The sequence below is a fragment of the Agrobacterium sp. ST15.16.055 genome, assembly GCF_027956555.1.
Classification (GTDB): domain Bacteria; phylum Pseudomonadota; class Alphaproteobacteria; order Rhizobiales; family Rhizobiaceae; genus Agrobacterium; species Agrobacterium salinitolerans.
Window position 1 is genome coordinate 82,186 of sequence record NZ_JAQKGN010000016.1, and the last position, 24,983, is coordinate 107,168.

Here is a 24,983-nt window from a genome sequence, read left to right on the forward strand (position 1 = left end):
TTCTCATTCGCCAGCGCCAATCTGGCGAGATAACTATTCCCATCAAGGAAACCATCGTGAAGTCAGCCATCGACACCGACAATCCCAAGGCCGTTAAATACCCGCTTCCGATCCGCTGTCTTCACTGGGTAAGAGCCGCCCTGATCATCGGGCTCATCGCATCGGGCTGGTATATGACGCGCCTGCCGGAAAGCGATATGGTGATCGCCTCGATCTTCTATCCCAACCACAAGCAGTTCGGCATTCTCGTCTGGCTGCTTGCACTTGTCCACCTTGCGCTTCGCTCGCGTTACGCAACGAGCATGCCGCCAGCGCCCTCGGCGCTTGCGCCTTGGGAGAGGATCCTCTCGCATGCAGTTCACAAGCTTCTCATTCTCCTCACACTCCTTGTTCCGCTGCTCGGTTATTCGCTCTCCAGCAGTTTTTCGCAGAGTGATGGTGTGCCATTTTTCTTCATTCCGCATCTGCCGGAACTGCTTCCCAAGAACGACAATGCCTTTATTGTCTTCCAGACGCTGCACAGGTACGGCGCCTACGCCATTCTGGTGCTGATCGGAGTTCACGTGCTGGGAGCGCTGAAACACCGGCGGATGGACAAGGGCGGTCCGACCGACGTCCTTTCCCGCATGGTTTGATGCGGGTCGGGAGCCGATCACAAGACGAGACGCTGGTCAGACGGCGTCGGTAATCACCGGTGAGGTGGATTATTGGCCCATTTCACCGACAAGATCGCAGGGAAGGATTAGCGTTTTGCACAGGCCATGTTTTTCTCGAATCTGAACATGCCACTGTCATTGGGATCAGCGTCCTGCGTATCGTGCGGGTCAGGATGCCGCGAATTGTAATATTCGACGATCTTGAATCCGCACTTGTTGACGTAGAAGTGAATGTTGCGCTTTTCGAAATAGGGCGTGTGCGTCGTCCATAAGCGGGTTTCAGGATACCGCCGCTCTATCTCTTTCCACGCTTTCTGGCCGACACCACGGCCATGCTCATCCGGCTCCACATAAAAAAAGGCGAGCTCATTCTCGTGCGTCTTGTCGTCTATCGTAACGACCGCACCTCCCACCCACGTCCCGTCGGCGAGAACGCGAAGCGCGACAGAGCCGGGAGCCTGCAATGCGTCTTCGATGTCCTCGTCAGCCGGGATCGTCTCGACCGTCGCCCCCATTTCCTCCACAACGGCGAGCATGAAGGCGCGCTGCAAGGCCTTCTTGAAATCGGGTAAATCCGCCTCCTGCGCTATATCCAGCGTCACATCGACGGAACTTCCATGTCTGCTCATTGAACTCTCTCTTTCATGGATGGCACGAGGCATTGCCTCTTACTCTCTCGACAAAGCGTCTACCGGATCGAGCCTCGCCGCGTTGCGGGCGGGCAGGAAGCCGAAGGTGAGGCCAATCAGAAAAGCGACGACGCAGGATCCGAGCGCCGCCTGCATGGAGATGATCATCGACATCTCACCCTGCTGATCGCCGATGATTGCCGCGATCGTAAACGCGAGGGCTATGCCCACGACCGAGCCCGCCAGGCAAATCAAGACCGCCTCGATGAGAAATTGTAACAGAATGTCGAGGCGTCTTGCGCCCACGGCCATTCGGAGCCCGATTTCGCGCGTCCTCTCCGTGACGGACACGAGCATGATGTTCATGACGCCGATGCCGCTCAAATGGCGCGACACCGCGATCCGTGGTCATCGGGATCGTGGTGCCGGCATTCTCGACAACGAGACCTATATCGGCCGGCTCGTCTTCAACTGCCGTAATTTCCGGAAGAACCCGGAGACGGACAACCGCGAAGCGCGGATGAGTGACATGAGCGAGTGGGTCGTCGGCGAGGCGCCGGAGCTGAGAATAGTTTCCGACGAGCTGTGGGCGAAGGTCAAGAAGCGCCAGCTGGCGGTCGAGGCAAGCTTCAGCCACACGACGACCAACCGACTCAACCGTGCTCACCGGCCGCAATATCTGCTGAGCGGCCTGCTCGAATGCGACCATTGCTGCGGCCCCTATCCGTCATGCTGCGCAGTTTTGCGCCGAGCTCTGCGGGGGCGTTGCCGCCAGAGCGCCAACCGGGATTTCAGGCGCATCCTGACCTTTTCATTTCAATCGTCCGCCGAACCATCAGCGCCTTTGCTGGGCCGATGATGGTGTGTGCGAGGGCCGAAAGGCCCTGAATGGTTCGGGGCCTCCTTGAAACAAAGGAGGATACGATGAAACTCGTTTCACGCTTTGAAGCGGCAAGCCGCAGCACGGAGCAATTGCACAGCCTGCTGAAAGAGGCTTTCAATGCCTTTGCCGCTGCGCCGCGCGGATCGCAAGACCGCGATGTTGCGCTCGCTTCGATACGCAATATCGAAACGGAACTGGCCGCGCGCGCTCCCGGCCTGTAAAACTCCGGCTGCTTTCCGGCTTCACGCCGGGAAGCAGCTATTTTTGTGCGCGCCGTGCAAGGGAAGATTGCAGCAATTCGACCAGGGCTGAACGCTGTTCGGGCTTGAGCTTGTCGAGATTGCGCTGCCGCCAGCGAATGGCGGGAAGCTCTGCAACATGGCCGATCTTGAGCAAAGACCAGTCTGGCTCGCCGCGCTCGAAGCCGATCAGAAATTCACGGTGGTGGTCCGGCATGCCGCCGATCAGCACCACGATCATTTCATGCTGCGTTTCGATCAACTCCTCGATGGCAACAACCTCCTCGGTCATGCCCTCGAAGCCGTTCTGGTATTCATTCGCGAGGTCTTTGACGCGGCCTGACAGCACTTCGCCCATGGGGCGGTTATGACTGAGCAGATAGACGATGAAGGTTTCGCGCAGATCGTCGCTCAAGCCCTCATGGGCGAGCAAGCCGCGCACGTCGAAGAGGTCGCGCGGGTGCTGACGGTCCAGCGCCGCAACCAGCTTGCCTGCAAACAGGTCTTCGAAGGATACGACGCTGGTTTCGGCAAAGCCGAACGCCTCTTCCACCGCTTCGGTGACGGGGATTGTGGCAGGTTCATGAACCACGCCGCGCAACACGGGCGAGACTTCGATTTTCACCTGCGTTCCCTCGGCTATCACAAGAAGGCGCAGGATCGCGCCGTCATGAATGTTTTCGGTGACGCGCGCGCCGGGCAGTTCCGCCAAAGCTGCCGTCTTGATCCGCTTCATGGCGGCGTCGATGTCCGCCAGCGCCTGCGGCCTTTCATTCACGGGCAGATACATCAGATCGATATCGACGGAGAGGCGCGGCAGGTTGCGCACAAAAAGATTGATCGCCGTTCCGCCCTTGAGCGCAAAACAGGCTTCGCGCGCGACAATAGGAATAAGGCGCATGAGAAGCCGGACCTGGGCCTGGTACTGATCACGAAACGACATTGAGGTCCTCCGGCACGGTTATGAGATAGGCCGGATCGAGCTTGCCGCCGGGCACAAGCATGCGCTTGCCCTTGCCGAGATCGACGGCGGTCTTGTCGAGACGCTTGAGCCATGCATGGCCATGCCGATCCGCGAAATAGAAGAACAGGCGTTTGACCTTCACGCTGTCGCAATCTGTGAGCAGCTTTTGCAGCCGTCTGGGGCTGAAATTTGCTGCACTTTGCATGATCATGTCGGCCTGATGGAAACTCTCGTGGCGCGGCAATTCATCGAGCATTTCGAGATAGGCGCGCTCGGGCTGGGAAAGCGTCAATGGCCAATCCCATTGCCCCCAGGCAAGCGAGGTCAGGCTACCGCCCTGAAAGCGGGTAAGATCGCGGCCTGTTCCGTCCGCGATATTCCAGGCAAGACTGCCAAGCCCTTGCGTGATTGGATCGTTGCGGAAGAGGGTCGCGCTGTTGTGATAGACAAAGCGCTGGGGAAGATTGAGCTTGTCCAGCCATGCGGGCGGCCTTTCCGGCCCGTAGAGATGAACGGTCTTGGTCTCATGCGCGAGATAATGGGCAAAGCCCTGTAGCTCCAATGCTGTGCGCCCCCCGACATAGAACGGCGCTCGCAAAAGCAGGGTCTGGAGCGATATGACGATTTGCTGCCAGCTCAGCGTCCCGCGCGGCCTTTTATAGACGCTGCGCACCGGCTGTTCCAGCCAGCCGTTCTTGACGTAATAGGCGCGCAGATTGCTGGCAATACCGCGCTCTTCCAGCCAAGCGGCATCCACGACCAGTCCTTCGGGGAGGTCTTTCTCAAGTCGGTTTAACAGTGATGCAGTTTGCTCAGCCATACTGAGTATATTACACGATTCTCAAACCATATTCAAGTTTGACAAAATCGCAATACACTCAATGAAATTGAGTATATTGAACAATATTCAAACCACCATCTCCAGCGCCCGCCTCTGGCGGGCGCGATTTTTCCCGCCAGAGCAAGGGGAACCGCCGCTTACGCGGCGGCTCCTTCATTGGAGTCCGCAGGGCTTTGAAGACCATGCAGGAAATCGGCGGCGCGCTGCGCATGGCCGAGACGTCAGACTCGGTTCACGACAGCCCGGCCTAAATGGCGCGCCAGCTTAACAAAGCTCGATCACAAGTCGCCCAAAATACCAATGTTTTCCGTTCTCACGGTATCCAATCGACTTTCGGATCAAGCGGCACGTACCAGATGTCTCTGACTTGGGTATCATTGCTGTACGGAGTCGGGTCTGCATCCCGCACACGGAAAGTGGTCGGGATATTTACGGAGTTCCCGAAAATAAGCGCATGCTGCTTCGGCAATGATGGCAATCGCCTTAGAACCGTTTCAGAAATAAAGGGGGTCATCTGCTTAATCTGGGAAAGATCATCAGGATTCTGAATACGATGAATAATGAAATTGTTGCACTGAGAAAGAACGGTCTTCGAAAGTTCACTTGGTCTTTGAGACGCAACGATCAAAAAAGCACCGTATTTCCTTCCCTCTTTTGCAATTCTTTGGAACGTGATGCCTGCATCAATTGCAAAGCGGCTTGGCCTCTCCGAAATATATCGGTGCGCCTCCTCCAGAATCAGATGAACCGGCATGGCGTTACGTGGATCAGCACGGCGCATGCGATCAAAAATAAGGCGAGCAACAACCGCTGAGGCAAGCTCAACGATCTCGTCGGAAGCATCGTTGAGATCGATAATGCAAATCTGGCGCTCCTTTTTATAGCGCCCTTCATTGATTGCGATCCCTAGCAAGCGATCCACATAATGAGTAGGCTCACGATCATAATCTTGCAATGCACCAACATCAGCGCGCAGAAAGTCATAATCTGGATTATCGATCACAGACTTGAGCCGTGTGACCAATTGCGAGCAATATTCTCGGATCTGCTTATTGCCGTTAGCTTCCTCGTAGAAAAGCGCAAGGTCGAGTGAGGCCTGAAGCCTCTCGAATGAAAACGGTGCATTCCTGTACCCCGGAAGCACCGGTTCATCTTGTTGATGCCCCTTAAGAAGTTCTAAGAGAGCGTCATAATTAGCTGTTGTCTCCTTGTGTTGACCATCTCGAAATTGTCCGAAATAGACGGTCAACCCGTGCGAGACTGTTTCTTTCGATATCTCATCAGTTGAAAATGTATTTAGGAGCGCCTGAACACGATCTGCTTTGCTTGGTGAGCTGGCGTCGCTATGCAAAATAGAAAGAATGATCTTTGCTAAGACGTGGTTTCGGATTGCGCTAAGGTCATTCTCGGCAGCTGCTTGTCCTTCAACTACTTCTTGTTCTGACATCTCCTGAAACAGCGTCGTCAAACCGAGTGCGGTTCGAAGGGCGGGGAGCTGCGACTTTTCGCTCGCCCGCAAGAGCAACGCCCATTCATCGACACTCATGAACCAATGCGGCAGCCTGAACCTATCCTTAATCTCTGCCGCTTGCCTCTTATCAATAGGGTCAAGGATCGGAATATCCGGCTCGGTCGCCTTCAGATAGCTCGACTTGATCCAGGCAGGGAGGTTATCAAGCGCCCGCCGATACTCACCGTTCACGTCGAAGATCACGAAAGCTGCACCGAGTGCGGCGAATGGCTCGGGCTTCATGAACACGGACTGGAAGATGGACGCAACGGTACAGGATTTGCCGCTTCCTGTGTTCCCAAGCACAGCTAGATGACCTCCGAACAATTCATCAAGGCGTGATTTAACAGGATAGCCTTTGAAGACTGCAGACGTGCCGATTTCGATGTTGTGCGGGATAGTGCCCTGCTGCCCGGTGCCTGCGGCGTCCTTCTTCGTCTCGATTTCAGACGGCAGTTCGACATTGAAGATACGATCGAGGTCTTCATCCCGTGCGTATAACGCATCCGCATATAGTGGCGGAAATGTCGAAACCCCGAAGCGAAAGTTCCCTCCTTGTATGGGCATTGCCCCTACCGGAACTACGTCAAGGAATTTGGCAGAATAGGCTTTGTCTAATTCAGTCTGAGAGGTGTGGGATTGTGCGCTATCCTTCTCGCGAAGACCGACGACTTCTAGCACCACATATTCAGCCTGCATCGGAACCGTGAGATACGATCCTAGGGTTGCCACATAGTGGATATCGTCAAAGCCAACGATGGTGAAGTTATCATTGCCCCCATGTAGCTCGACAACTAAACGGTCAGCTGAAACGCTGACGATCTTCCCAACAGTGCGGCTTGAATCATCCCTGGCCATCGTCAGTGTCCTGCTGCTTGGCAAGAAGCGTACGCAATGCCTTCTCTATTGCCTGGTCAATCTTCTGATCCGCGCCGGTGGGCATTAGATGATTGACAACGTCGTCGAAATAATGAGCCTTTTTCCCCGCTTCTTTGCCATCACCCCAAATGAACCAAATGCGCGGGTCGCCGAGCGCTGCAAGCTCACGCGTAATGTCATTGGTCTCAGGGTCCATGAAGGCAACAAGCCTAAAGCCCGGAAGAGTCAGCCCTTGAAAAATGATGTTGTTGACATGCTCGTCTCCAAAGCTGAACCCCAAAATCACCAGAACGCTCTGATCCTGCACGACTTGTCTTTGGAATTCCCGAAACATGTCTGAATACGGTGATCCGAAGCTGGCGGTCTGCTTAGATGGGGTGGGATAAATCATGACCCGATCCCTGGAAGGATCGAGCGGCGCATGTGACTCGCGGATCGGATAGAGCCCTGTATTCTCTTCAATCCAATTAACTGAGCCATGCAGCTTGCAGAAGTGTACGAAACCATCAACGGCAGCCCATCGGCGGGAAGTGATATCCAACTGCTCCGCAAGCGCCAGCCTGTATGTGGCGGGATTGAACCGGCGCTCGACCGTTCCCGAGAAACCGTTTGAGTACGGGATGCCTGAACGATCCATCGCACGTTCATTGAAGAGATCGTAATTGGTCGAGAAAACCCAAGGCGGCGCGAGGCCGCGCGCGCGTGTTGCCAAAGATTGGTAGAACCGGCGATAGAGTGCAACGACGCTTTCGTCGCCAATGGAGAAAACCCCCGTCGTACACTTGTGAAGAACGAACTTCTTGATGCCGACTATAATATCGTCCACCAAAGGGGCGACGGCACTTAGCTCCTCTTTATCGCTTGTTTTGCAGAACTGATGGGCGTTGATTAGTACAGCCATCATCTGTTCAAGGTTACCTTTTAAACTGTCATTTGTAAGATCAATCCCAAGTTCATCATATAGTCTGGTCTTTAGTGCCGTGTTTACAAACTGGCCGTTTCCACCATCCACCGGCTCCTCAGCAAGAAGTGTCTGAAATTCTTTCGCCAACGGCCCCATGGTGGGTATCCCAAACTCCACCCCACCGATTTGTAGAGAGGAACAACCCGACCCCATTAAAAATGCAAGGTTTTTAGAGCCGAAAGCCTCCGCCATGTGTCGGCGAACGATCTCAGCCCTATCATCCCAAGTGCTATCAGGCTTGAGCTTTTCAAATTCGTTGCGGCTGCCTTTGAGAAACTTCATTTTTCACCCGCTCTCTCTTCTAATTTTACGGAGTGCGGATTGTATTGAAAGCTGGTAATCGTCCCATCCTTGATCCTCTCCACTACCTCATCGACCACGAACAGCGGCACCAAGAACCATTCTCTCGGCACAACGGGATTGCCGAAGCGGTCTTTAATCTTAATTTCCAGCTTTGCCGGTTCGAACACCCGGTGGATCAGGTTTTCGAGTTTCGCCCGGTTGATGTTGTAAAGCTCGTAGGTCGCAACAATTTCCACGTCCGCCAGCAGGAAGGTGGCATCGAGCTTGGCATTGGCAATGCGCTTTTCAACGCTGCCGCTGGTCACTCCTATCTTGTGCACGATGTCGCGGTTCTCGGCCACAAGAGGATGGTTCGATTTACTGCGCAGAACATAGATCGTTCCGCTGGCCGTATCATCCTCATCGGTCTCCTCGGCAAATAGCGGCCCGGCGCTCGGCTCGGTAATACGGCGACCTGCCTCATCCTTATAAAGGGCGCGCTGAAGCGAACGCAGCAGCAGATTGCTTTCCGTCCCGTTGGAATAGATCACCCGCAATCGGGCGTCCGTTTCGCCATTCGGAGCCTTGATCGGTTCGCCGACTTCCGCGACATAGGCAGTCTGCCCGCCCAATATGAAAAACTGACCTGCCGTGATTTCGGCTTTCAGGAAACCCGCGTCCTTCACGAATTTCCGTGTCGTACGGACGCCGCTTTTCAGATCGGCCTGGACCTGATCGAGCAGTGGCTTGAATTTGTCAAAATCCTCGCAGCGTTCGCGGTTGGCAATCTCCTCCGCTGCCCGCTTTTCCGCCGTCGAGCGAACGTGCTTCAGTGTGGTGATCTCTGGCGCTTCCGCTTCGATACCAAGCTCGGCCAGAAGCGCGTCATCATCCATTTCGTCAATATCGGGCTGAGCGGCGGCAATCTCATCGCCAAGCAAGCCCTGATGATCAAGCGGTTCGACCAGCGCGCGGCACTCTTCCAGCGAACGGATACGATCCAGCCTAACGGCATAAAGCCGCTCGAAAATGTCGCGATCTTCGCCATGGCGCGGCGCGCGGCCATGTTCTTCGACAAAGCGCTGAATTTCTTCAAAGCCTGCGATAATCCGCTCTTCGCGTGCCGTACGGCTGCCCACCTTCTTGGTTTCGACCTCGACGCCTAGTTCGGCTAGTAGCGCATCATCTTCGTCGGTGAAATCAGCCATTCGCGGCCTCCGCTTTCATGCGTGCAAGGAATGCTACGCCTTCCGCCATCTTCCGTTCCCAAGAATCGGCAGCAGTGATGGACGGCAAGCGCCCGCGCTCCTGCTTGAATTTAACGGCCCGGCGCGCAAAATCGCGGGCCTCTTCGGGTGTCAGCTTGACGTTCTTGCCGGAGATGACGGCAGCGACCTGCTTGAGGCTCTCCTCATTCATCGTCTTGGCAAGGATGGCGTATGCCTCACCGAACGGATTGATGCGGTCGATCAGGTCAATGTCGAGCTCTCGAACATCCATGGCAATCTTCCGGATGCCGTCAAGCAACGCGGTATTGCCGGACTTGGGCGCTTCCCCATCGGGGTTCAGCGCGGCCTTGGCCTGCTGGGTCAGGTTCAGGGCTGCAATAGCGTGCTGGCGCACGGCCTCCTGATCTTCGTCGTCCAGCTCCGGATATTTATCCTTGATGATCTTGCCAAGGCGCACCTGGGTCAGCTCTTCCGGTACCAGCTCTTCATCGAACAGGCCGCGCTCGATTGATCGCTTGTCCTGGACGAAAGCCGTGATAACCTCGTTCAGGTCTTCCTGACAAATGCGCTGCGCTTCCTTGCTCTTCGGCTCGGCAAGACCCTTGATCTCGATCTGGAATTCACCGCTCTCTTCGTTGAAACCAACATTGCATTTGTTCGGATCATAGCCGCCATCGCCATAGTCAAAGCCGGGGGTCGGCTCGTTTTCAGGCCGCTTCGGCGTGAAGTTGAAGCGCGGAGCCAGCACCTGCTCCATAAGCAGGCTGGCCGCAATCGCTTTCAGCGTATCATTGATCGCTTCCGTCACCGCCTCCTCGGAAGCATCCGGTTCGGCAATCAGATTGGTGAAACGCGCGCGGGCTTTGCCAGGGGCATCGCGTGTCGCGCGGCCAATGATTTGAACAACCTCCGTCAGGCTGGAGCGATAGCCAACGGTGAGGGCATGCTCGCACCAAATCCAGTCAAAGCCCTCTTTGGCCATGCCAAGCGCAATGATGATGTCCACATAATCGCGGTTGGTTTTCATCTCAGGCGAACGAAGGCTTGCCTGGATTGTCGCCTGATGATCGGGATCGACCAGATCGGCGATTTTCAGGATGCGGCCATCGGGGCGCTTGACCAGTTGGAAGCCAGTTTCTGGATCGGAGCCCTGCCACGTGCCCAGCTCTTCAATGATATGCTCGACTTCCCTGATCTTGTCCTTGGTGCTCTCTCGGGAATTGACAGAGGGGATATGGATGATGGTTTTTTCATCCGGGTCGAGCACTTTCAAAATGTCGTCCGAATAGGCTCCGGCATAGAAGAAGTAGCCGATATCGAGCGACTTCAGATATTTATAGCCGTTGAGCTGCTGATAGTAGGTGTAGGTAACGGGCTCGAACTTGGTCTCATCCTCGGGCATGAGCACCGGTTCGGCGTCGCCCCGGAAGTAAGAGCCCGTCATGGCGACAATATGCGTCTTGCCGCGCCCGATGAGCTGGCCAAGATGCGAACCAAGCTTGTTGTCGGGATTGGCGGAAACGTGGTGAAATTCATCCACCGCGATCAGCCTGTCATCGAAAACCTCGATGCCGAATTTATCGACGGCAAAACGGAAAGTGGCATGGGTGCAGACCAGAACCTTGTCGTCGCTTTCCAGAAACGCCTTGACCGAATTGACCTTGCCGCCATCCGCGCCCGGCGCATTGCAAAGGTTCCATTTCGGAGAGACATGCCAATCCCAATAGAAGCCGTGCTTCGACAGCGCCTCATCGGCAAAGCTGGAGCCGATGGACTTTTCTGGCACGACGACAATCGCCTGCTTGCAGCCCTGGTTATTGAGCTTGTCCAGCGCAACAAACATCAACGCCCGGCTCTTGCCCGAAGCGGGAGGCGATTTGATCAGCAAATATTGCTCGCCCCGCTTCTCGTAAACCGCCTCTTGCATAGGCCGCATGCCAAATTCATTGGCTTTGGTGGAGCTGCCGTTCTGCGCATAGGTGACGGAAACGGATGGAACGTGTTTTTCGCCGGTCATTTTTTAAATTCTTTCGCTATGTAATTGCCTTTGTGCCAAGCTTCTAAGATCAGTTCCGTCTCGGCCAAGAAAAACTCTCCGCCCAAAGACATGCCGTCGGGATCCCGGCATAGAATTTCCTGCATGGCGCGCTCGCCTGCTTTGGCGTGATCGGATGTCGGGTGTGGAGCAAAACCTGAGGCTTGGCCAGAGTAGAGAACTTCCCATCGATAAGCGCAGCGCGGCAATGCGCGATTATGATCATCGCGCCGCGTCAACGGGCTTTTCGAGAAGCCCGCTTTGACGATCAGCTTGCCCTTGGTGGACTTCCCGAGAAAGACGTCAGCATCCCCTTCCAGCTTCAGGACATAGAGATGCTTTGGTCCCTCGGACTCCTTAGTCGTGAATGGAGTTTGGGACACCGGGCCAGCCTTGCTGGGGGCGAGGATTTCTTTTGCGCTGCCGGGAGATGATCCTATTATCTGGTTCTCGCCATAAACATCCACTTCCTGCAGGTCTAGCTTCAGGATGTTCAATGCTTCCTGTCTTGACAGCTTCACACCACGAGCCCCAATATGCTGCCAAGCCTCCGTTTCTGTCGCAAGGGGTGCAAATTCACGGACATCCATACGGCTTTCAGGCGTAACCCTCCACGCTCGCGTCGCCTTCACCGCATAGTTCCACTTGTCCGCTCTTTCGGGATCGCGCTGCTTGGAGTTCCATTCGTGGGGTGACATAAACTGGCGAGAATGGCCGAGCTGGTGTGAACATTGCTGAACCCCGATCACTCGGCCGAGATATTCCTTTGAAGCCTTTCCTGCTCCGTATACGACCACAAGAGCGCCGGGTTTGCTGCCGTCGATAAAGCTCTTCCTGCGTCCTTCGTCGGTAAATCCCAATAGCCCCCAGTCTTCGGGCCTAAAGCCGTAGAAGCTTGTCAGCCAGACATTGGGCGGATCGCTATATATCGCTTCCATCGGCGACATGAGTTCGCCCGGTTCGTGCAACTCTTCGAATCGCTGAATACTTCCATATTCGCGCACGATCAGGCTGGGTGCCATGGTCATCATTTTACTGCTAGGCACTTCCCACCCATGCACTTCGAACATGTTCCGGTAGCTGCCGTAGTAGCGATTAGCCACTCTTTGAATCGCCTGAGCATCTCCTCCCTGATTGTAGTTCGCCATCTTCGCCATCATGCCGCCCTCTGAGCAAATCGGCGAAGGAACAGGCGGGCAGCGATCAGGCTGATCTGAAGTCGAAATGTTGCATCTTCCTCTTCCGATAAACCTGGATGACCGCCATGCGGATGCATACGGCTCATCAGCCCTTGGACGAATTGCGGCTTTTGATTATTTGAATTCCACTCGTTGTAATCGGATAACAGGAATGGCGGCTGTGTAGTGCCAAGAAAATCACGTTTGACTTTGCCGTCGCCACTCCCATTATATCCAAGTGCCACCGCAATCTCGTTCAGGTAACTTTCGTAAAAATTCCGCAGCGCGCCGTTTGCCGACGACCATTCCCCCCTACTGAAGGCCGAAACGGCCTGCCGCAAATGCCCTCGTGCAACGCTGAAACCATGACGAGCGAGCAATAGCTCCACTTCATTTTCTGCTTCTCTAAAATCAAGCCCAGGCAAATCCTCAGGCATCATACGTCGCAAAACTCTCGTAGTAGACTCGCTAGGGCGCTGCCACGGGCGTAATACGTGTTCTGTTTCCACCTCTTCATCGACTTCGAAACCGTCAAAACGGAGTCCGGCGACCAGCTTTGTCCAAGCGTCGGTTTTGAGTGTTTTTGGAGGAGCCCTTAAAGCAGCTTCAATCAGAGCTCTCGCCAGCGGCATACGTCCAGCCTCGGTAAAAACTTCGAGACCATCCTCGATCGCAATTCGCGCAAGGCTTGCAACTCGGCCCGACTTGCTCGACGAATTGCATTTCCCAACAATATCCCACTGAACCTCAAGCACCTCCATATCGTTGTGTGATTTGAAGTCCCCCAAAACCTCGGCGGCGGCCACCACTGTCATTCGGTTGAATTCGGTCATGCAGCCCCCTCAGTCACTGACGTTTTTTTACGGAGGAATGCCATTGGGTCCCAATCCGTATTCAGTGCTGCGCGGCTTCTCACGGATATCCGAAAATGTCGGCGCAGATCATCCGCGATCTCCAGCGCATCTAGGCCAAGCTGAGCATATCCCCTCTGGCGCGGCTCAAAGAATTCCTCGTAGTCAGGCGGAAACGCATGTTCGCTTGAAGCAGAAATATGTCTGTCGGTGCTTCTTGCCTTGTTTGGCAAGGCAAGAATTCGATGCATCAGAGGCTCCGGCATACTCCGCCAGTCAATGTCCTCGGGAAAATCAAGCGGATCGGGCGTGGAAACTTGTGCTTCGCAATACTCTTCGCCGCTCTCAGTGCGTCTCGCCGGACGTCCGCAGGCCGTTCCGTCATCATAAACCACGTCGATGCACTTATCGGCATACTCTTCCAATATGCAGATCAACCGAATGGCGGCATAGGAGCCATCTCGGTGACGCGCAAGCCAGGACGTCCAAACCTCTTTGGTAATCGTGATCGTGCTTCCGACGACAACGCCAGCCAATCCTAAAAGAGCTTCAATCATGCCGCCCCCTTCGTCTTGGTCATCTTCGTATAAAGTTCGAAGAGCTTTTCGAGGCGTTCGGTGTCATTGCGGAAGCGGCGACCGATATAGATGCGCTCCAGGACTTCGTCATTGCGATCATGGGCGGCACGCAAATCGGCGGGCGTTTTTTCAGGGTCATAAAGATCGGCGATGGTTGCCGGGAAATGCGTCTCGCGTGCGATAAGGATGTCTTCTGCACAGCGGGTAAGGTCTGCTTTGTTCTTTTCGGTTAGCTTAGGGACAGGAAAGGTGTTCCAGCCGAGAGTGTTGGAGTAACTGAAGTCCGTTCGCATCCGTACGCAAACAGTCCCGATCCAAACCCAATGCAGGCGCGAAGCAATGAGCGCCATGTTCCAAAGGGGGGCGTCATAGAGGGCGTAAACCTTGTTGGTAACGGTCTGATCGTTCGCCAATAGGCCGCAAGGTAAATATGGACGGTTTTCGGATGAAATGGCAGCAACCGCTATGGCATGGGTCTCACCGATATTCATTTCGCGCATCTGATGCGCGCGCTGGGCCATGTCGTTCGCGCTCTTGTCCCGACTTGCAAGCCGCATCGCTCGAACGCCTTCAACGCGTCGCCTGAGCGCTGCAATGCTCATTGCCTCATCGAGGTGCTTATCCTCAATCCAAAGAACATACCTTTCCTGCCCGCGAATAAATTCCGCCGAGCCATAAATTCGCCGAATGAACCGCGCCTGTTGCTCATCGGTCAGTCCGAGCGCCTTCACCTCGTCGGCGATCATAAGAAGATTGCCGCCGTCCACCGGTTTGTTGCCAAAGTTCATGCTCGAAACGCCATTCAAAGGCTTCGATGCCTTTTGAACCATTACATCTGGCGCAGCGACCAAATAGGCATTGATATGAGCAACCTCTTTAAGAACAGTCTTTCCCTCGTCATCGATTGAAAAAAGTTGGCGCACCTGTCCCGCGTGATTTGAAATCCCAACAATTGCAACCGTTACGCCTGCATTGTGGCTGGCAAGATTTGCCCACTTGAAACTCGTATGCGCAAAAGAGATCTCGTGCCCCGTTTGAAAGATAACAGGCCACAGGATTGGCACTTGTTGACCTTGACATATCGAGTTTGTGGACACGAAGGCGGCGCTACTTTTTGTATGCATCCCGAAGTCGGTCGCCTTCATAAACCAACCCGCTACATAGTCGAGCGACTTCCAGCTTTTGGTACGTCCCTCGAAGAGGCGCTGCAAATCCTCTTTCTGCTCAGTGCTTTGCCAGGTCGAGCCAAGGTAAGGCGGGTTCCCACAGATGTAGGTCTCCCCACCTTCGTTCTCGAAGTCGATCTGTGCCTGCTCAAGCGGCGACATGAAAAGATCGTCTGCATGATGCTTAACGCCTGTACCCGTGGGCGGGCAAATGCTCAGCCAGTCGAGTCGCAGGGCATTGCCACAGGTTATCCAGTTCTTGGCATCAAGTGGCAGAAACTCGGCAAGTGCCTCCTTCTGACCACGATAAAGTACATCGCACTGATATTCTGCGATGATCAGGGCGAGCCGTGCGATCTCGGCGGGGAAATCGCGCAGCTCGATCCCGCGAAAGTTGGTCAGCGGGATTTCGGTGCGGAGATCAGATTCACTGCGCCGTTTGTTGATTTCGGCCTCAATAGCACGCATTTCCTTGTAAGCGATGACAAGGAAATTGCCGGAGCCGCAGGCCGGATCAAACACCCGAATCCGCGCCATTCGGTTACGCAGGTTGAGGAGCTTCCGCGCATTATCTCCGGCTTCTTCAAGCTGCTCCCGCAGATCATCCAGAAACAGAGGGTTGAGAACCTTCAAGATATTCGGCACGCTGGTGTAGTGCATGCCGAGCGCACCGCGCTCCTCATCATCGGCCACCGCCTGGATCATCGACCCGAAAATGTCGGGATTGATCTTTTTCCAATCAAGCTTGCCGACGTGCAGCAGGTAGGAGCGGGCGATTTTAGAGAAACGTGGAGCCTCAGTGCTGCCAGAAAATAGACCGCCGTTCACATAGGGGAAATCGTTAGCCCAACGGGCAATGCCTTCGCTGGCCCGATCTTCCCTTTTGGTGTTCATCGCGCGAAAAATCTCGCTGATCACCTCATGGGTGTTCGAGCTGTCCTTGTCGCTCATCGTCTCGATGGTCGCGGTGAACAGATCATCCTTCAGGAAGATATCGGTATCTTCGGCAAAGAAGCTGAAGATAAGGCGGGCCATGAAATGGTTCATGTCATGGCGGCGGGCGGCGGAACTCCATTCCGGATTGTCTTTCAGAAGCTCGATATAGAGCCGGTTCAATCGCCCTGTGGCCTTGATGTCGAAGGCGCTTTCGCGGATTTGCTTGACGGTGGAGATGCCAGCAAGCGGCAGAAAAACACCGAAATGATCCGGGAAATCCGGGTAGTCGCAAACGACGACTTCGCCCGTGTTCAGGTCTTCCGCCTGAAACTCCTTACCGTCCGTGGCGAGCACGAATTTCGCCTTGGCGCGTGTCGTCGCCGGGCTGGCTTTGAGCTTGCCAAGCGTCTCGGTCACTGCTCCTTCGGGCGCAACCGCGATGTGAATGTTGCTGGTCTGGAGAACGCCGCCCAGATCGGATTTATTGGTCTCGCCACTGCGGAGACGTCGGAGAGTCGTCTCCTTCGCCCCGAACGCCTGAAGAAACGCGAACGGAAACTCTGCCGCGTCAAACGGCTGTTCAGCGAGAGCCGATATGGCTTCTTCGATCTCTACGGCGTTCATTCTTCACCCCTTGGCGCGACACGCATTTCGCCGATGGTCTCGGCCTGGCCAGCGCGCTGCATTCTTTTTGCCGCAATGTATTCCCGCATGAATTCCCGAATGACCTGCGCGGCAGGGCGATCCTGCTCGCGACACATCTTCAGGAATTCATCGCGAAGTTCCCGCTCGACACGGATTCGCATTCCGGCATCTTTTTCCTTCATGAGTCGAGTGTAGCCCTTGGATACACATCAGGCCAAGATGGGTAGACGCATAAAGGGGAAGTTATCCGCAACTCCAACCATGGGGCGTGGTAACTTGGAGGGAATTCACTGTAGTTCCGCACGCGAGCATCGGTCGGCGGATAACGGACCTCATCGACCAAGGCTGAGAAGCATCGGCCAGCTATCAACACCCTCATCAGGCTTGACGGAGACGCAACGTTCAGTGTCGCAAGTCTGAATACCCACCCATTCGTCGCGATCATTCAGACAAAGAACCTGCGCCGTGGATTGGTTGCCATCAAAGAACCGTTCCGACAACGTTCGCAGCATGCACGCATCGACGCTATCGTCGGTCGTTACAGTCTGATGCATTGCGCCATCTGTGGTGAAGATGGTCAGGCGTCCTGTAATCTGATCCGGTTCAGCCGCATGAACTGCTGAAGCAAATGATGCCGCAGCGATTGTATTTAGTATTTTACTCTTCATTTATTCTCCAAATTTACAAATTATATTTTGAATATAAATTGTATAATTCATAATAATTTTGAATTCCAGAAATATAATCACCAGATTTACAATCCAAGGAATCGGGTCCATCTTCGGCAAGATGGCGCAACTCCAACCGGCGGACGGTTGGTCGGGGATGCAAGGGGCACGAAAGCCCCTGCTCGATGGGATGGTTCCAAGGAAGGGCAGCTATGAAATGCTCTCTTCCTGGTCTCGATGACATCGTCTCCATGAAATGGTCATGAGGGTATCGGTGGGAGCAGGAACGCTCCCCTGATTGGTGATCGGACAGCCAGACGTTCGTGCATGGTTCGGTGCAGGTGGAGAGGCATGTCTCCAAGCCTTGCTCGTGGTTCCAAGGGTGCGAAAGCCTTTGGTCCTCCTGAAAGGATCGAAGGGTGCAGGGAGAGCGAAGTCTCCCGCGAGTGGGTCAATCCGGCGATACGGATTGGATGGCTCTGGAATGGGTTCAATACCCTGGAAGAGCCACAAGCCGGGGGGATTCAACGGGGGCGCGCAGCGGGCCACCTTGACAAGGAAGGGTTGTGTACGGTAGTACCAGCCCACACCTTGCGGTCGTCACATAAGGCTGCTCAGAACCAATACAGTGGTAGTAAGGCGCTTCACGGGCTACTCGAAAAGGTGTCGCAGCACCTCTGCCGGAATTTGGTCACGCTCCTGCAGCCCGAACGTTTTCAAATGCCCCACCTTCCATTTTTCAACCGGATGATCGGCTAGGGTTCTGAGCTTATCTCGAACCATGAATATGCCTGTCGAGAATAGGTCGCTTTCCCGCTTCTGGCTCGCGCCGGAATATGAACCGGCCATTGCCCGGATGAGTGACTGACCATTTGCATCTGTGTATCGGGCAAGAGGCTTCAGCACCGAAAACTGCGGGAGCTTGCTGCCATCATCTTTCGTGATCAGAAAAGCTCGTCCTTCAAGCCCAAAGATGTAACCCTGGAAGTGTTGAGCCTGCCAGCCATATGCGGAATGGTGGTAATGCATCCGTTCCTGATAACGTAGCGCACCGCCGACCTCTGAAGAAACGCGCGCAGCACTGACGATAACCTTGCCAGGTGCAGAGAGAGAAGGCCGGTACACTCGGTATATTCCGGGGAGGCTGATATGATCCCCCTCGGGAGAGAATTTCGGTTTTAGAAATTGCGTCATCGCGAAATACAAAGAATCTGGAACCGAGGCCACCAAATCATAGGCTGGCGCACCGCCCAAAAAACCCCGCTGAATGAGAAAATCCCGCATGCACTCAAATGTCATGCGGCTGAACTTTCGTGCGTATTTTTGGACAAGAGCCGGGTGCTCCTTCGCAAAGCTTGCTGCGAACTGGGCTGCTTCCGATCCGTGCAAGCTCGGAGGGCACAATGGCTCCAACTCCTTAAACCAGTTGTACCATGTCGCCCTAACTGGAGGCTTCGGCGCATCTACATCGAGCCTTCTTTCTTGATTGTATGCCTTGTCCAACGCTGCTTCGAGCTTTTCAAGAAAGACGCCCGTATGGCGTTCAATATTCACGACAAGTATTAGATAAACGAGATTAACTCTGTTGAATTCAAGTTTCATAGACATGCCCCCTGCGCCAGCACCCAATTTAGACACTGCTTGGACCGGACTGACAAGAAACTAGATTCAGCCTTCGAACGATTGAAATAGCTTGATAATTGTTTGAGCCATTAGGGCACGCCACCTCCTAGGGACAGGATTTTTGTCTGTCACAGGAGGTCGATATGACGCCCAACCGCATGCAACATAGGGCCGACAAGTCAAACAAAGCCCGTCGGCTGATCGGCATTTACGAAACCTACCAAGTCATAGTGATCATGGGATTGCTTTCCGGCAGCTGGTACACCAGCTACTGGTGCGTTCTTGCCATGACCGAATTCATGAGCGAGATCACTGAAAACCTCAGACGCATCGCGCTTCTGGTAACGGCGAGCGCAATGGGTGCCCAGTTCGTCCTGTGGCACTATGTCATGAGATTAATTCCCTTGTATGCCACGTTCGCAGCCAGGGGTATGGGCATCTTCGTCATCTTCGTCTTGATGACGGCCCTTGCACTTTCGAGCACCTATACCTCCTTCATAGGCCTCACCCAGGACAGTGCCCGAGGACTGGAGCTTCAACGGCAATCTGATCTTTATGCCGAAAAGGCTCGCGTCCTCAACCCGCGCGTCAGCGCAATGAATGATGCGTTGCTGTCAATTGAGCCGTCCGCGATAGCGGCGTGTGCCCGTTACGAACAAGAACTCGCCTCCGGAGCCATTACCGGCGCGCGGGGCAAGGGAGCGGTTACGGGAGAATTTCTAAAAATCTGCCAAGTGAAAAGCTCGATAGCAACGGCGCTCAAAGAAACCATTGCCGCCAATGTCAATCGCATGGCGAAAATCCAAAACGCGAGCGCGGACCTCGATCAAATTATATATCGCCGTGCCGGCAGCATCGGAGCCCGCGAATTGGAATTCATTGCGCTGGCCCGTCAGATGGACGCGCTACTGCTTGAGCTCGAAGGCGCAGACCGAACCAAAGGGTTACGGGCGAGTGTCCGAGCGCTGTCGAATTCGGTGTCAAAGCTCGAAGACGCCACAGGGTCACTCGGCGCTGCACAATCTAGCGCCATTGCGGGCATCATAACGGAAGAGCGCGCATTTGGTGATGCCTTCGAGGGGCTGATTGACGAGATCTCGACATTACCCCTTCCCACCGCCGGTAGGGCAATCATCCAACCCAGCCAGCGTCTGGTCCTGCAACACTGGCAACTGCACCTGCCTCAGCTCGCGCTCGCGGCGAGCATGGACCTATTCGCCCCTATCTCGGCACTGCTTTTCTGGGCTGGCGCAATGCGTGCCCGCCGCTCTCGCCACTCTCACGCGTGAAAGGAAGTCCAATGAACAAGATCAAGGAAATGATTGGCACCGTCCTCGGGCTGCTGCTCGCAATACTATTCAGCGGGAGCATCATCGCTATCGTCCTAACTATGGCATTTCCAGATGGCCCGTCCATCCAAGGCATCTGGGATGACCTTCGCTGCGCTAGCGGTTATCCGGTTCCAGGGAGCGATTGCGTTCAAGACCTGATACGCAAAGCGCAAGATGCTCGGGACCAGGCAAAATCGGCGAGCGACGAAGCGATCCGGAAACTGCAAACCGACCGTGATCAATTGTCTCGCCAGATCAAGGAAAATATTGCTCGGCAAGAAGAGCTTGGCGCGCTGAGTGAGCGCGTCAAGAACTTCAATCTCTTCCAGACGAAGACCCTGGAATTTGGCGTGGTCACAACGGGCGTAAAATTCGCTTCAGTGCTGGAGCCCGAAGTCTGGTCGGACAGCTGGTGCTATCTGGAACGGACTTATAACGACCTGCCGCGAAACCTAACTCTCGGCAAAAAGGCATCCGGAAAAACCGTCGTCTGGACAGATGTGACGGCAACGATGCTGAGTGATGCGGGTTTGACAGACGCGATGTTTAACGAAGCGCGGGCTGCCTGCCAGTTCCCGGAGGATGCGCCATGAGTCATCCAAAGGACGGAAAATCTCGCACTTTTGCCAAGCTGGTCGGAACCGCTTTTATCGGCACTATTCTGTATTTTACCTGGCCGCAGGTCTCAGCAGGTCGCGCGCCCGAATGGTTGGTCTACACATTCGCAGGCGGAGCCATTCTTACAGTCATCGGAACCGTCACAGTCATCGGTGACTGCGCGGCCAAGATTCACGAAATGCAGCGCGCCTTCCGGGCGCGCAGGCCCAAACTATCCGATTCAGCCGCCCGCTGGATGACGGCGCGGCAAGCCCGGAAGGCCGGTCTCACAAAACCTTCGGGCTTTTTCCTCGGTATATTGGAGGGCATACCACTCTTCATCGACAACGCCGTCCACGGTCTCATTGTTGCCCCTGCCCGCAAGGGCAAGACAACAAGTTTTGTGATGCCAGCTCTTCTCATGGACATAAAAGCATCGCGCATCGTTGCCGACATGAAGGGCGAGCTTGCTGTCCAAACAGGCGACTGTATCGAGAAACGAGGGCAGAAGCGCATCAACGTTAATCCAGGCGGCAAATTCGGCCTTTCAAACTCCGCCTATAACCCCATGCAGATCATCCTCGATGACCTGATATTCACACCGCAGGACACGATGGGGGATGCTTGGTCGATGGCGTTCCAAGCCTATCCAAGTCCTGCTGAGGGCGACCGCGATCCTTTTTGGCCTGGTGGCACGCGCAAGCTACTGGTCTTTGTCATAGTCGCTTTGGCTGCATTGCGTGACGAGTCGGAAGCCAATCTGCCGCGCGCATACATCGTACTCGGCCAGACAGAAGAATTCGACTGCCTTCTCGCCGATGCCCGCACCAGTGATGTTCTAGCGGGTGAATTGGCGACTTTGGCCGACAACATTGCCTCAACACGCGACGCGAACCCCAAGCATTTCGAGTCATTCCGCGAAGGTGCTATTCAGGCCCTCGTCGCATTCGGCCCAAGTGGCCGCCTTGCACCCTCGATGACACATTGTGATTTCAGGTTCCGCGACCTGAAAGCTCGAAACACAACCGTATTCCTGATCTGCGACTATTCACGCATGGACGTCTTCGCGCCATGGGTCGGCCTGCTGATCTGGGCAGCACTGAAGGAGCTGATTCGTGAGGACAACGCTGTTCCTGTCCACTTTATCCTGGACGAGTTCACCAATTACAAACTGCCCGGCTTACCAAACGCGCTGACTGCTCTCGCAGGGTATGGCGTACATTGCTGGATGATCGTGCAAGAGCTTTCGGAAATTGCACGCGTCTACGGGCACGAGGCCCTAAAGACCATCCTCAGTCAAACCGACGTAAAGCAGCTCTTTGGGATTACCTCAATTGAAACTGCGACAATGGTCAGCCGCATGCTCGGCGACCATGAGCAACGAACACAAAGCTTCGGGCTCGGCCAGGACATAACCCACGGCACCAGCTTAAACTTGAGCATATCCACCAAACCTCAAATGACAGGTGATCAGCTTCGTCGAATGCCTGATGATGAACAGATCATCATCATTCGAAATCTGCTCCAGATCAGAGCTCTGAGAGTTGGGGTTCAAGAAATCGAGCCCTGGTGCTCAGAAGTTGCCCCAAACCCTCTTCAGGGCGGAAAGCGTTTCATCGGAAAAGTGCGGTTAAGAATTGTCAATGGCCGTTTCCGCGTCACGCGACATGGGAAGCGGAAGATTCCGAAAGAGAAGCGCCCATTGCTGATCCCGATCCTGGCCAGCCTCGCCGTGCTTAGACCGGGTTCTGGTGCCATCTTGCTAATGGCTGCCATCACCACCGCGATCATTTTCGGCTGGCCGTCTCTGCGGGTCCAATACTCCATAACCTCGGGCGGCAACTATCGATGGTGTGAGTATTACGGCCTGCCGGACGTGACAAAACCTCAAATACGAAACGGCGCAGAAGGTTGCCCAATAGTCGTTTGGAGCAAATCAGGGGGCAGCCGATGACTTCCAAATTTGTATTTCGATACAACACGTTCCGCCCCGAATTTTGCAACGCGCAAATGCATTATGTTAAACTCAAGGTAGAGGCAGAAAATACTTACACACAAGTTTTTCTTGTCTACTTGTGGGAGAAAGTGGCATAAAATGTCCCGTAAGCGCTCAGATAATAGCTGGCGTACGGCACTACGTGATGCGCGTGGGATGCCGTCCGATCAGTCGCTCCGCGAACTGGTTCGCTATCTGGCGAGGCGGGCTGCGGAAGCCGATCATGAAACCTGGCTGCAAATGCAGCGGGTGAAGAAGCTTCGAGAACAACGGGACAACAGCAACGAATAGAAGAGAGACATCCATGAGAATTGCCATCTATGCACGATACTCCACCGATTTACAAAGCCTCAGCTCCATTGAGGACCAAATCAGGCTTTGCCAAGAGCGCGCGGAAAAAGATGGCGATGTGGTTGTCCAGGTCTATTCGGACCACGCAATTTCCGGCGCGTCACTCATGCGACCAGGCATTCAAATGCTGATGCAGGATGCTGCCGCGAATAAATTCGATATCGTTATAGCCGAAGCGATGGATCGCATCAGCCGCGATCAGGAAGACATTGCTGCCGTCTTCAAACGCCTGACCTTCGCTGGCGTGCAGATCAAAACCCTCTCCGAAGGAGAGGTAACACAGCTTCATATCGGCCTGAAAGGCACGATGAACGCGCTCTTCTTAAAGGACCTTGCGGATAAGACACGCCGGGGCCTGCGCGGTCGCGTGGAAAAAGGTCTTTCCGGCGGCGGTAAATGCTATGGCTATGACGTCGTGCCCGGAGAAGAGCGCGGCCACAGAACGATCAATGACCAAGAGGCGGAGGTCGTACGCAGGATTTTCAGAGACTACGCGGCAGGAAAATCCCCGAAGGCTATTGCGGCAGCCCTCAACAAGGAGGGTATTGCAAGCCCATCTGGCACCGGCTGGGGGCAAAGCACGATCAACGGCAATCGCCAGCGTGGAACGGGCATTCTGAACAATGAGCTTTATATCGGGCGCATGGTCTGGAACCGCTTGCGCTATCTCAAGGACCCCATGACCGGGAAGCGGGTCTCCAAGATGAACCCGGAAGATGCCTGGATTATTCAGGACGTTCCCGAACTCAGAATCATCTCCGACGATCATTGGCAGATGACCAAGGATCGGCAGGAGGCGCTGAACCATAAGCCTCAACTTTGGCAGACCAATCGCCCGAGAAACCTGTTCGCCTATATGATCAAGTGCGGCGTTTGCGGCGGCGGCTGCTCGACGGTCTCAAAGGGGCGTATTGGTTGCTCGAACGCGCGCAACAAAGGGACATGCGATAACAAGCAGACAATCCGACGTGATGAGCTCGAAGAGGCTGTCCTGGGCTCCCTGCGCAATCACCTGATGGACGAAGAGCTCTGCAATGTGTTCTGCGAAGAGTACGCACGCCATCGCGCGGAACTGACGAGGCAGCACAATGCCTCTCTTCACCAATATGAAGCCGAACTCGAAAAGCTTCACCGTGAGAAGAAGAAGCTCGTACAGTCGATCCTCGACGGCGTGTCCGGAACCTTGTTGAAAGATGACGCGGCCAGAATCGAAAAGCGAATGGGGCAGCTCGAAGCCCTGCTTGAGGGCAAGGTTGAACGCCCGACGCTGTTCGAACCCGGCATTGCCGCGCGCTACAAGAAGGAAGTGAAACGGCTTCTGGAATCATTGAATAACCCGGACCACCGTGAAGAAGCGTCCGAGTTGGTGAGGTCTCTTGTTCAGGCTATCGTGCTCACGCCCTCGACTGAGCGAGATCGTCCTGTCATCGATCTCATTGGCGATCTTGCGGGAATTCTCGCAATCGCCTCTGGTCACGACAAGCCCGCAGTGAATGCGGATTTGTCTGAGTTTAACCCAGATGAGTGCGAGGCGTTGGTTGCGGGAGGGCGCTTTGGACGCCTCTCACCGGGCGGTGCTTCTCAATGCGAAGCGTTGGTTGCGGGGGCAGGATTTGAACCTGCGGCCTTCAGGTTATGAGCCTGACGAGCTACCGGGCTGCTCCACCCCGCGTTACCCGCGCATTCGGCGAAGCCGAATGTCGCGTCTGCGTCGTTGCTTTAGCGACGACGGAACTCTGGCGGAGTAAATTGCGGAGCAATTTATCTCCTTTAAGGGGCGCACATGATTTTGTACGCCATTTTTATTGCCTTTAAATCTTTGCCTTGAATGACAAAAGGCCGCATGTAGCGGCCCTTTTTGTCGGCTGGGCCGAAGAGTGTGATTGAGAAGATTTTGAGTTGCGTTTTGCAGACCTGGCAGCGACCTACTCTCCCGCGTCTTGAGACGAAGT

The 24,983-nt window shown here is 54.8% G+C and carries 22 protein-coding genes, 1 tRNA gene and 1 pseudogene; 7 read left to right on the plus strand and 17 right to left on the minus strand.

The window, feature by feature from the left end; all coding sequences use genetic code 11:
- Nucleotides 1-56: 56 nt before the first annotated feature.
- Nucleotides 57-635, plus strand: a complete 579-nt coding sequence (locus PL599_RS19420; protein WP_269825290.1) for a cytochrome b — start codon at nucleotides 57-59, stop codon at nucleotides 633-635.
- A gap of 107 nt (nucleotides 636-742) precedes the next feature.
- Here PL599_RS19420 and PL599_RS19425 read toward each other — a convergent pair whose 3' ends face one another.
- Nucleotides 743-1,285: a GNAT family N-acetyltransferase gene (locus tag PL599_RS19425; protein ID WP_271359698.1), complete on the minus strand. Its 543-nt coding sequence runs from the start codon at nucleotides 1,283-1,285 to the stop codon at nucleotides 743-745.
- A 39-nt stretch (nucleotides 1,286-1,324) separates the two neighbouring features.
- A pseudogene (locus PL599_RS19430) lies at nucleotides 1,325-1,669 on the minus strand (FtsX-like permease family protein); the annotation flags it as partial.
- Here PL599_RS19430 and PL599_RS19435 point away from each other — a divergent pair.
- Nucleotides 1,659-2,144 (plus strand): recombinase family protein, encoded by a 486-nt coding sequence (locus tag PL599_RS19435; protein WP_442866956.1) that lies wholly within the window; start codon nucleotides 1,659-1,661, stop codon nucleotides 2,142-2,144. The pseudogene PL599_RS19430 and the gene PL599_RS19435 overlap by 11 nt on opposite strands.
- Before the next feature lie 65 nt (nucleotides 2,145-2,209).
- Nucleotides 2,210-2,389 (plus strand): hypothetical protein, encoded by a 180-nt coding sequence (locus tag PL599_RS19440; RefSeq protein ID WP_269825292.1) that lies wholly within the window; start codon nucleotides 2,210-2,212, stop codon nucleotides 2,387-2,389.
- 37 nt (nucleotides 2,390-2,426) lie between these two features.
- On the opposite strand, the gene PL599_RS19445 is transcribed toward PL599_RS19440, so the two are convergent.
- The 13 genes from PL599_RS19445 to PL599_RS19505 all read right to left on the minus strand — a co-directional run bounded on the left by PL599_RS19445 (nucleotide 2,427) and on the right by PL599_RS19505 (nucleotide 18,735).
- The gene (locus tag PL599_RS19445) at nucleotides 2,427-3,350 is read right to left on the minus strand and encodes a nucleotidyl transferase AbiEii/AbiGii toxin family protein (protein WP_271359702.1); all 924 of its coding nucleotides are present in this window, start codon (nucleotides 3,348-3,350) and stop codon (nucleotides 2,427-2,429) included.
- Complete coding sequence (locus tag PL599_RS19450; RefSeq protein WP_271359704.1) at nucleotides 3,337-4,191, minus strand: type IV toxin-antitoxin system AbiEi family antitoxin domain-containing protein; 855 nt, start codon at nucleotides 4,189-4,191, stop codon at nucleotides 3,337-3,339. The genes PL599_RS19445 and PL599_RS19450 overlap by 14 nt, the downstream gene beginning before the upstream one ends.
- Nucleotides 4,192-4,525: 334 nt before the next feature.
- Nucleotides 4,526-6,580, minus strand: a complete 2,055-nt coding sequence (locus PL599_RS19455; protein WP_271359706.1) for an ATP-binding protein — start codon at nucleotides 6,578-6,580, stop codon at nucleotides 4,526-4,528.
- Nucleotides 6,567-7,847, minus strand: a complete 1,281-nt coding sequence (locus PL599_RS19460; protein ID WP_271359709.1) for an SIR2 family protein — start codon at nucleotides 7,845-7,847, stop codon at nucleotides 6,567-6,569. The genes PL599_RS19455 and PL599_RS19460 overlap by 14 nt, the downstream gene beginning before the upstream one ends.
- Entirely contained in the window at nucleotides 7,844-9,055 is a 1,212-nt protein-coding gene (locus tag PL599_RS19465; protein WP_271359711.1) for a GIY-YIG nuclease family protein, read from the minus strand. The genes PL599_RS19460 and PL599_RS19465 overlap by 4 nt, the downstream gene beginning before the upstream one ends.
- Nucleotides 9,048-11,093: a DEAD/DEAH box helicase gene (locus PL599_RS19470; protein WP_271359713.1), complete on the minus strand. Its 2,046-nt coding sequence runs from the start codon at nucleotides 11,091-11,093 to the stop codon at nucleotides 9,048-9,050. Before PL599_RS19470 ends, PL599_RS19465 begins: the two co-directional genes overlap by 8 nt.
- A complete protein-coding gene (locus PL599_RS19475) occupies nucleotides 11,090-12,271 on the minus strand; it encodes a hypothetical protein (protein ID WP_271359715.1) in 1,182 nt (393 codons plus the stop codon). Before PL599_RS19475 ends, PL599_RS19470 begins: the two co-directional genes overlap by 4 nt.
- Nucleotides 12,268-13,122: a hypothetical protein gene (locus tag PL599_RS19480; protein ID WP_271359717.1), complete on the minus strand. Its 855-nt coding sequence runs from the start codon at nucleotides 13,120-13,122 to the stop codon at nucleotides 12,268-12,270. Before PL599_RS19480 ends, PL599_RS19475 begins: the two co-directional genes overlap by 4 nt.
- Nucleotides 13,119-13,697, minus strand: coding sequence for a hypothetical protein (locus tag PL599_RS19485; protein WP_271359718.1), 579 nt, complete (start codon nucleotides 13,695-13,697; stop codon nucleotides 13,119-13,121). Before PL599_RS19485 ends, PL599_RS19480 begins: the two co-directional genes overlap by 4 nt.
- Nucleotides 13,694-16,444 carry a class I SAM-dependent DNA methyltransferase gene (locus tag PL599_RS19490; RefSeq protein ID WP_271359720.1) on the minus strand — a complete coding sequence of 917 codons (2,751 nt, stop codon included), beginning with the start codon at nucleotides 16,442-16,444 and terminating at the stop codon, nucleotides 13,694-13,696. Before PL599_RS19490 ends, PL599_RS19485 begins: the two co-directional genes overlap by 4 nt.
- The gene (locus PL599_RS19495; protein WP_271359722.1) at nucleotides 16,441-16,626 is read right to left on the minus strand and encodes a hypothetical protein; all 186 of its coding nucleotides are present in this window, start codon (nucleotides 16,624-16,626) and stop codon (nucleotides 16,441-16,443) included. Before PL599_RS19495 ends, PL599_RS19490 begins: the two co-directional genes overlap by 4 nt.
- A gap of 171 nt (nucleotides 16,627-16,797) precedes the next feature.
- Nucleotides 16,798-17,133, minus strand: a complete 336-nt coding sequence (locus PL599_RS19500) for a hypothetical protein (RefSeq protein ID WP_271359724.1) — start codon at nucleotides 17,131-17,133, stop codon at nucleotides 16,798-16,800.
- Nucleotides 17,134-17,784: 651 nt separating this feature from the next.
- Nucleotides 17,785-18,735 (minus strand): hypothetical protein, encoded by a 951-nt coding sequence (locus PL599_RS19505; protein ID WP_271359726.1) that lies wholly within the window; start codon nucleotides 18,733-18,735, stop codon nucleotides 17,785-17,787.
- A 164-nt stretch (nucleotides 18,736-18,899) separates the two neighbouring features.
- Between PL599_RS19505 and PL599_RS19510 the strand changes: the two genes are divergently transcribed.
- From PL599_RS19510 to PL599_RS19525, 4 genes are all read left to right on the plus strand, one after another.
- Nucleotides 18,900-20,045 (plus strand): hypothetical protein, encoded by a 1,146-nt coding sequence (locus PL599_RS19510; RefSeq protein ID WP_271359728.1) that lies wholly within the window; start codon nucleotides 18,900-18,902, stop codon nucleotides 20,043-20,045.
- An 11-nt stretch (nucleotides 20,046-20,056) separates the two neighbouring features.
- Nucleotides 20,057-20,680, plus strand: coding sequence for a hypothetical protein (locus PL599_RS19515; RefSeq protein WP_271359730.1), 624 nt, complete (start codon nucleotides 20,057-20,059; stop codon nucleotides 20,678-20,680).
- Entirely contained in the window at nucleotides 20,677-22,638 is a 1,962-nt protein-coding gene (locus tag PL599_RS19520; protein ID WP_271359732.1) for a type IV secretory system conjugative DNA transfer family protein, read from the plus strand. The genes PL599_RS19515 and PL599_RS19520 overlap by 4 nt, the downstream gene beginning before the upstream one ends.
- A 346-nt stretch (nucleotides 22,639-22,984) precedes the next feature.
- Nucleotides 22,985-24,670, plus strand: a complete 1,686-nt coding sequence (locus PL599_RS19525; protein ID WP_269825297.1) for a recombinase family protein — start codon at nucleotides 22,985-22,987, stop codon at nucleotides 24,668-24,670.
- On the opposite strand, the gene PL599_RS19530 is transcribed toward PL599_RS19525, so the two are convergent.
- Together PL599_RS19530 and PL599_RS19535 are read right to left on the minus strand one after the other, a co-directional pair.
- Nucleotides 24,627-24,703: transfer RNA gene (locus PL599_RS19530), tRNA-Met, on the minus strand. The two genes, PL599_RS19525 and PL599_RS19530, sit on opposite strands and share 44 nt — an antisense overlap.
- A 98-nt stretch (nucleotides 24,704-24,801) precedes the next feature.
- The coding region (locus PL599_RS19535; RefSeq protein WP_271359734.1) for a hypothetical protein at nucleotides 24,802-24,983 on the minus strand (182 nt) is incomplete at its 5' end.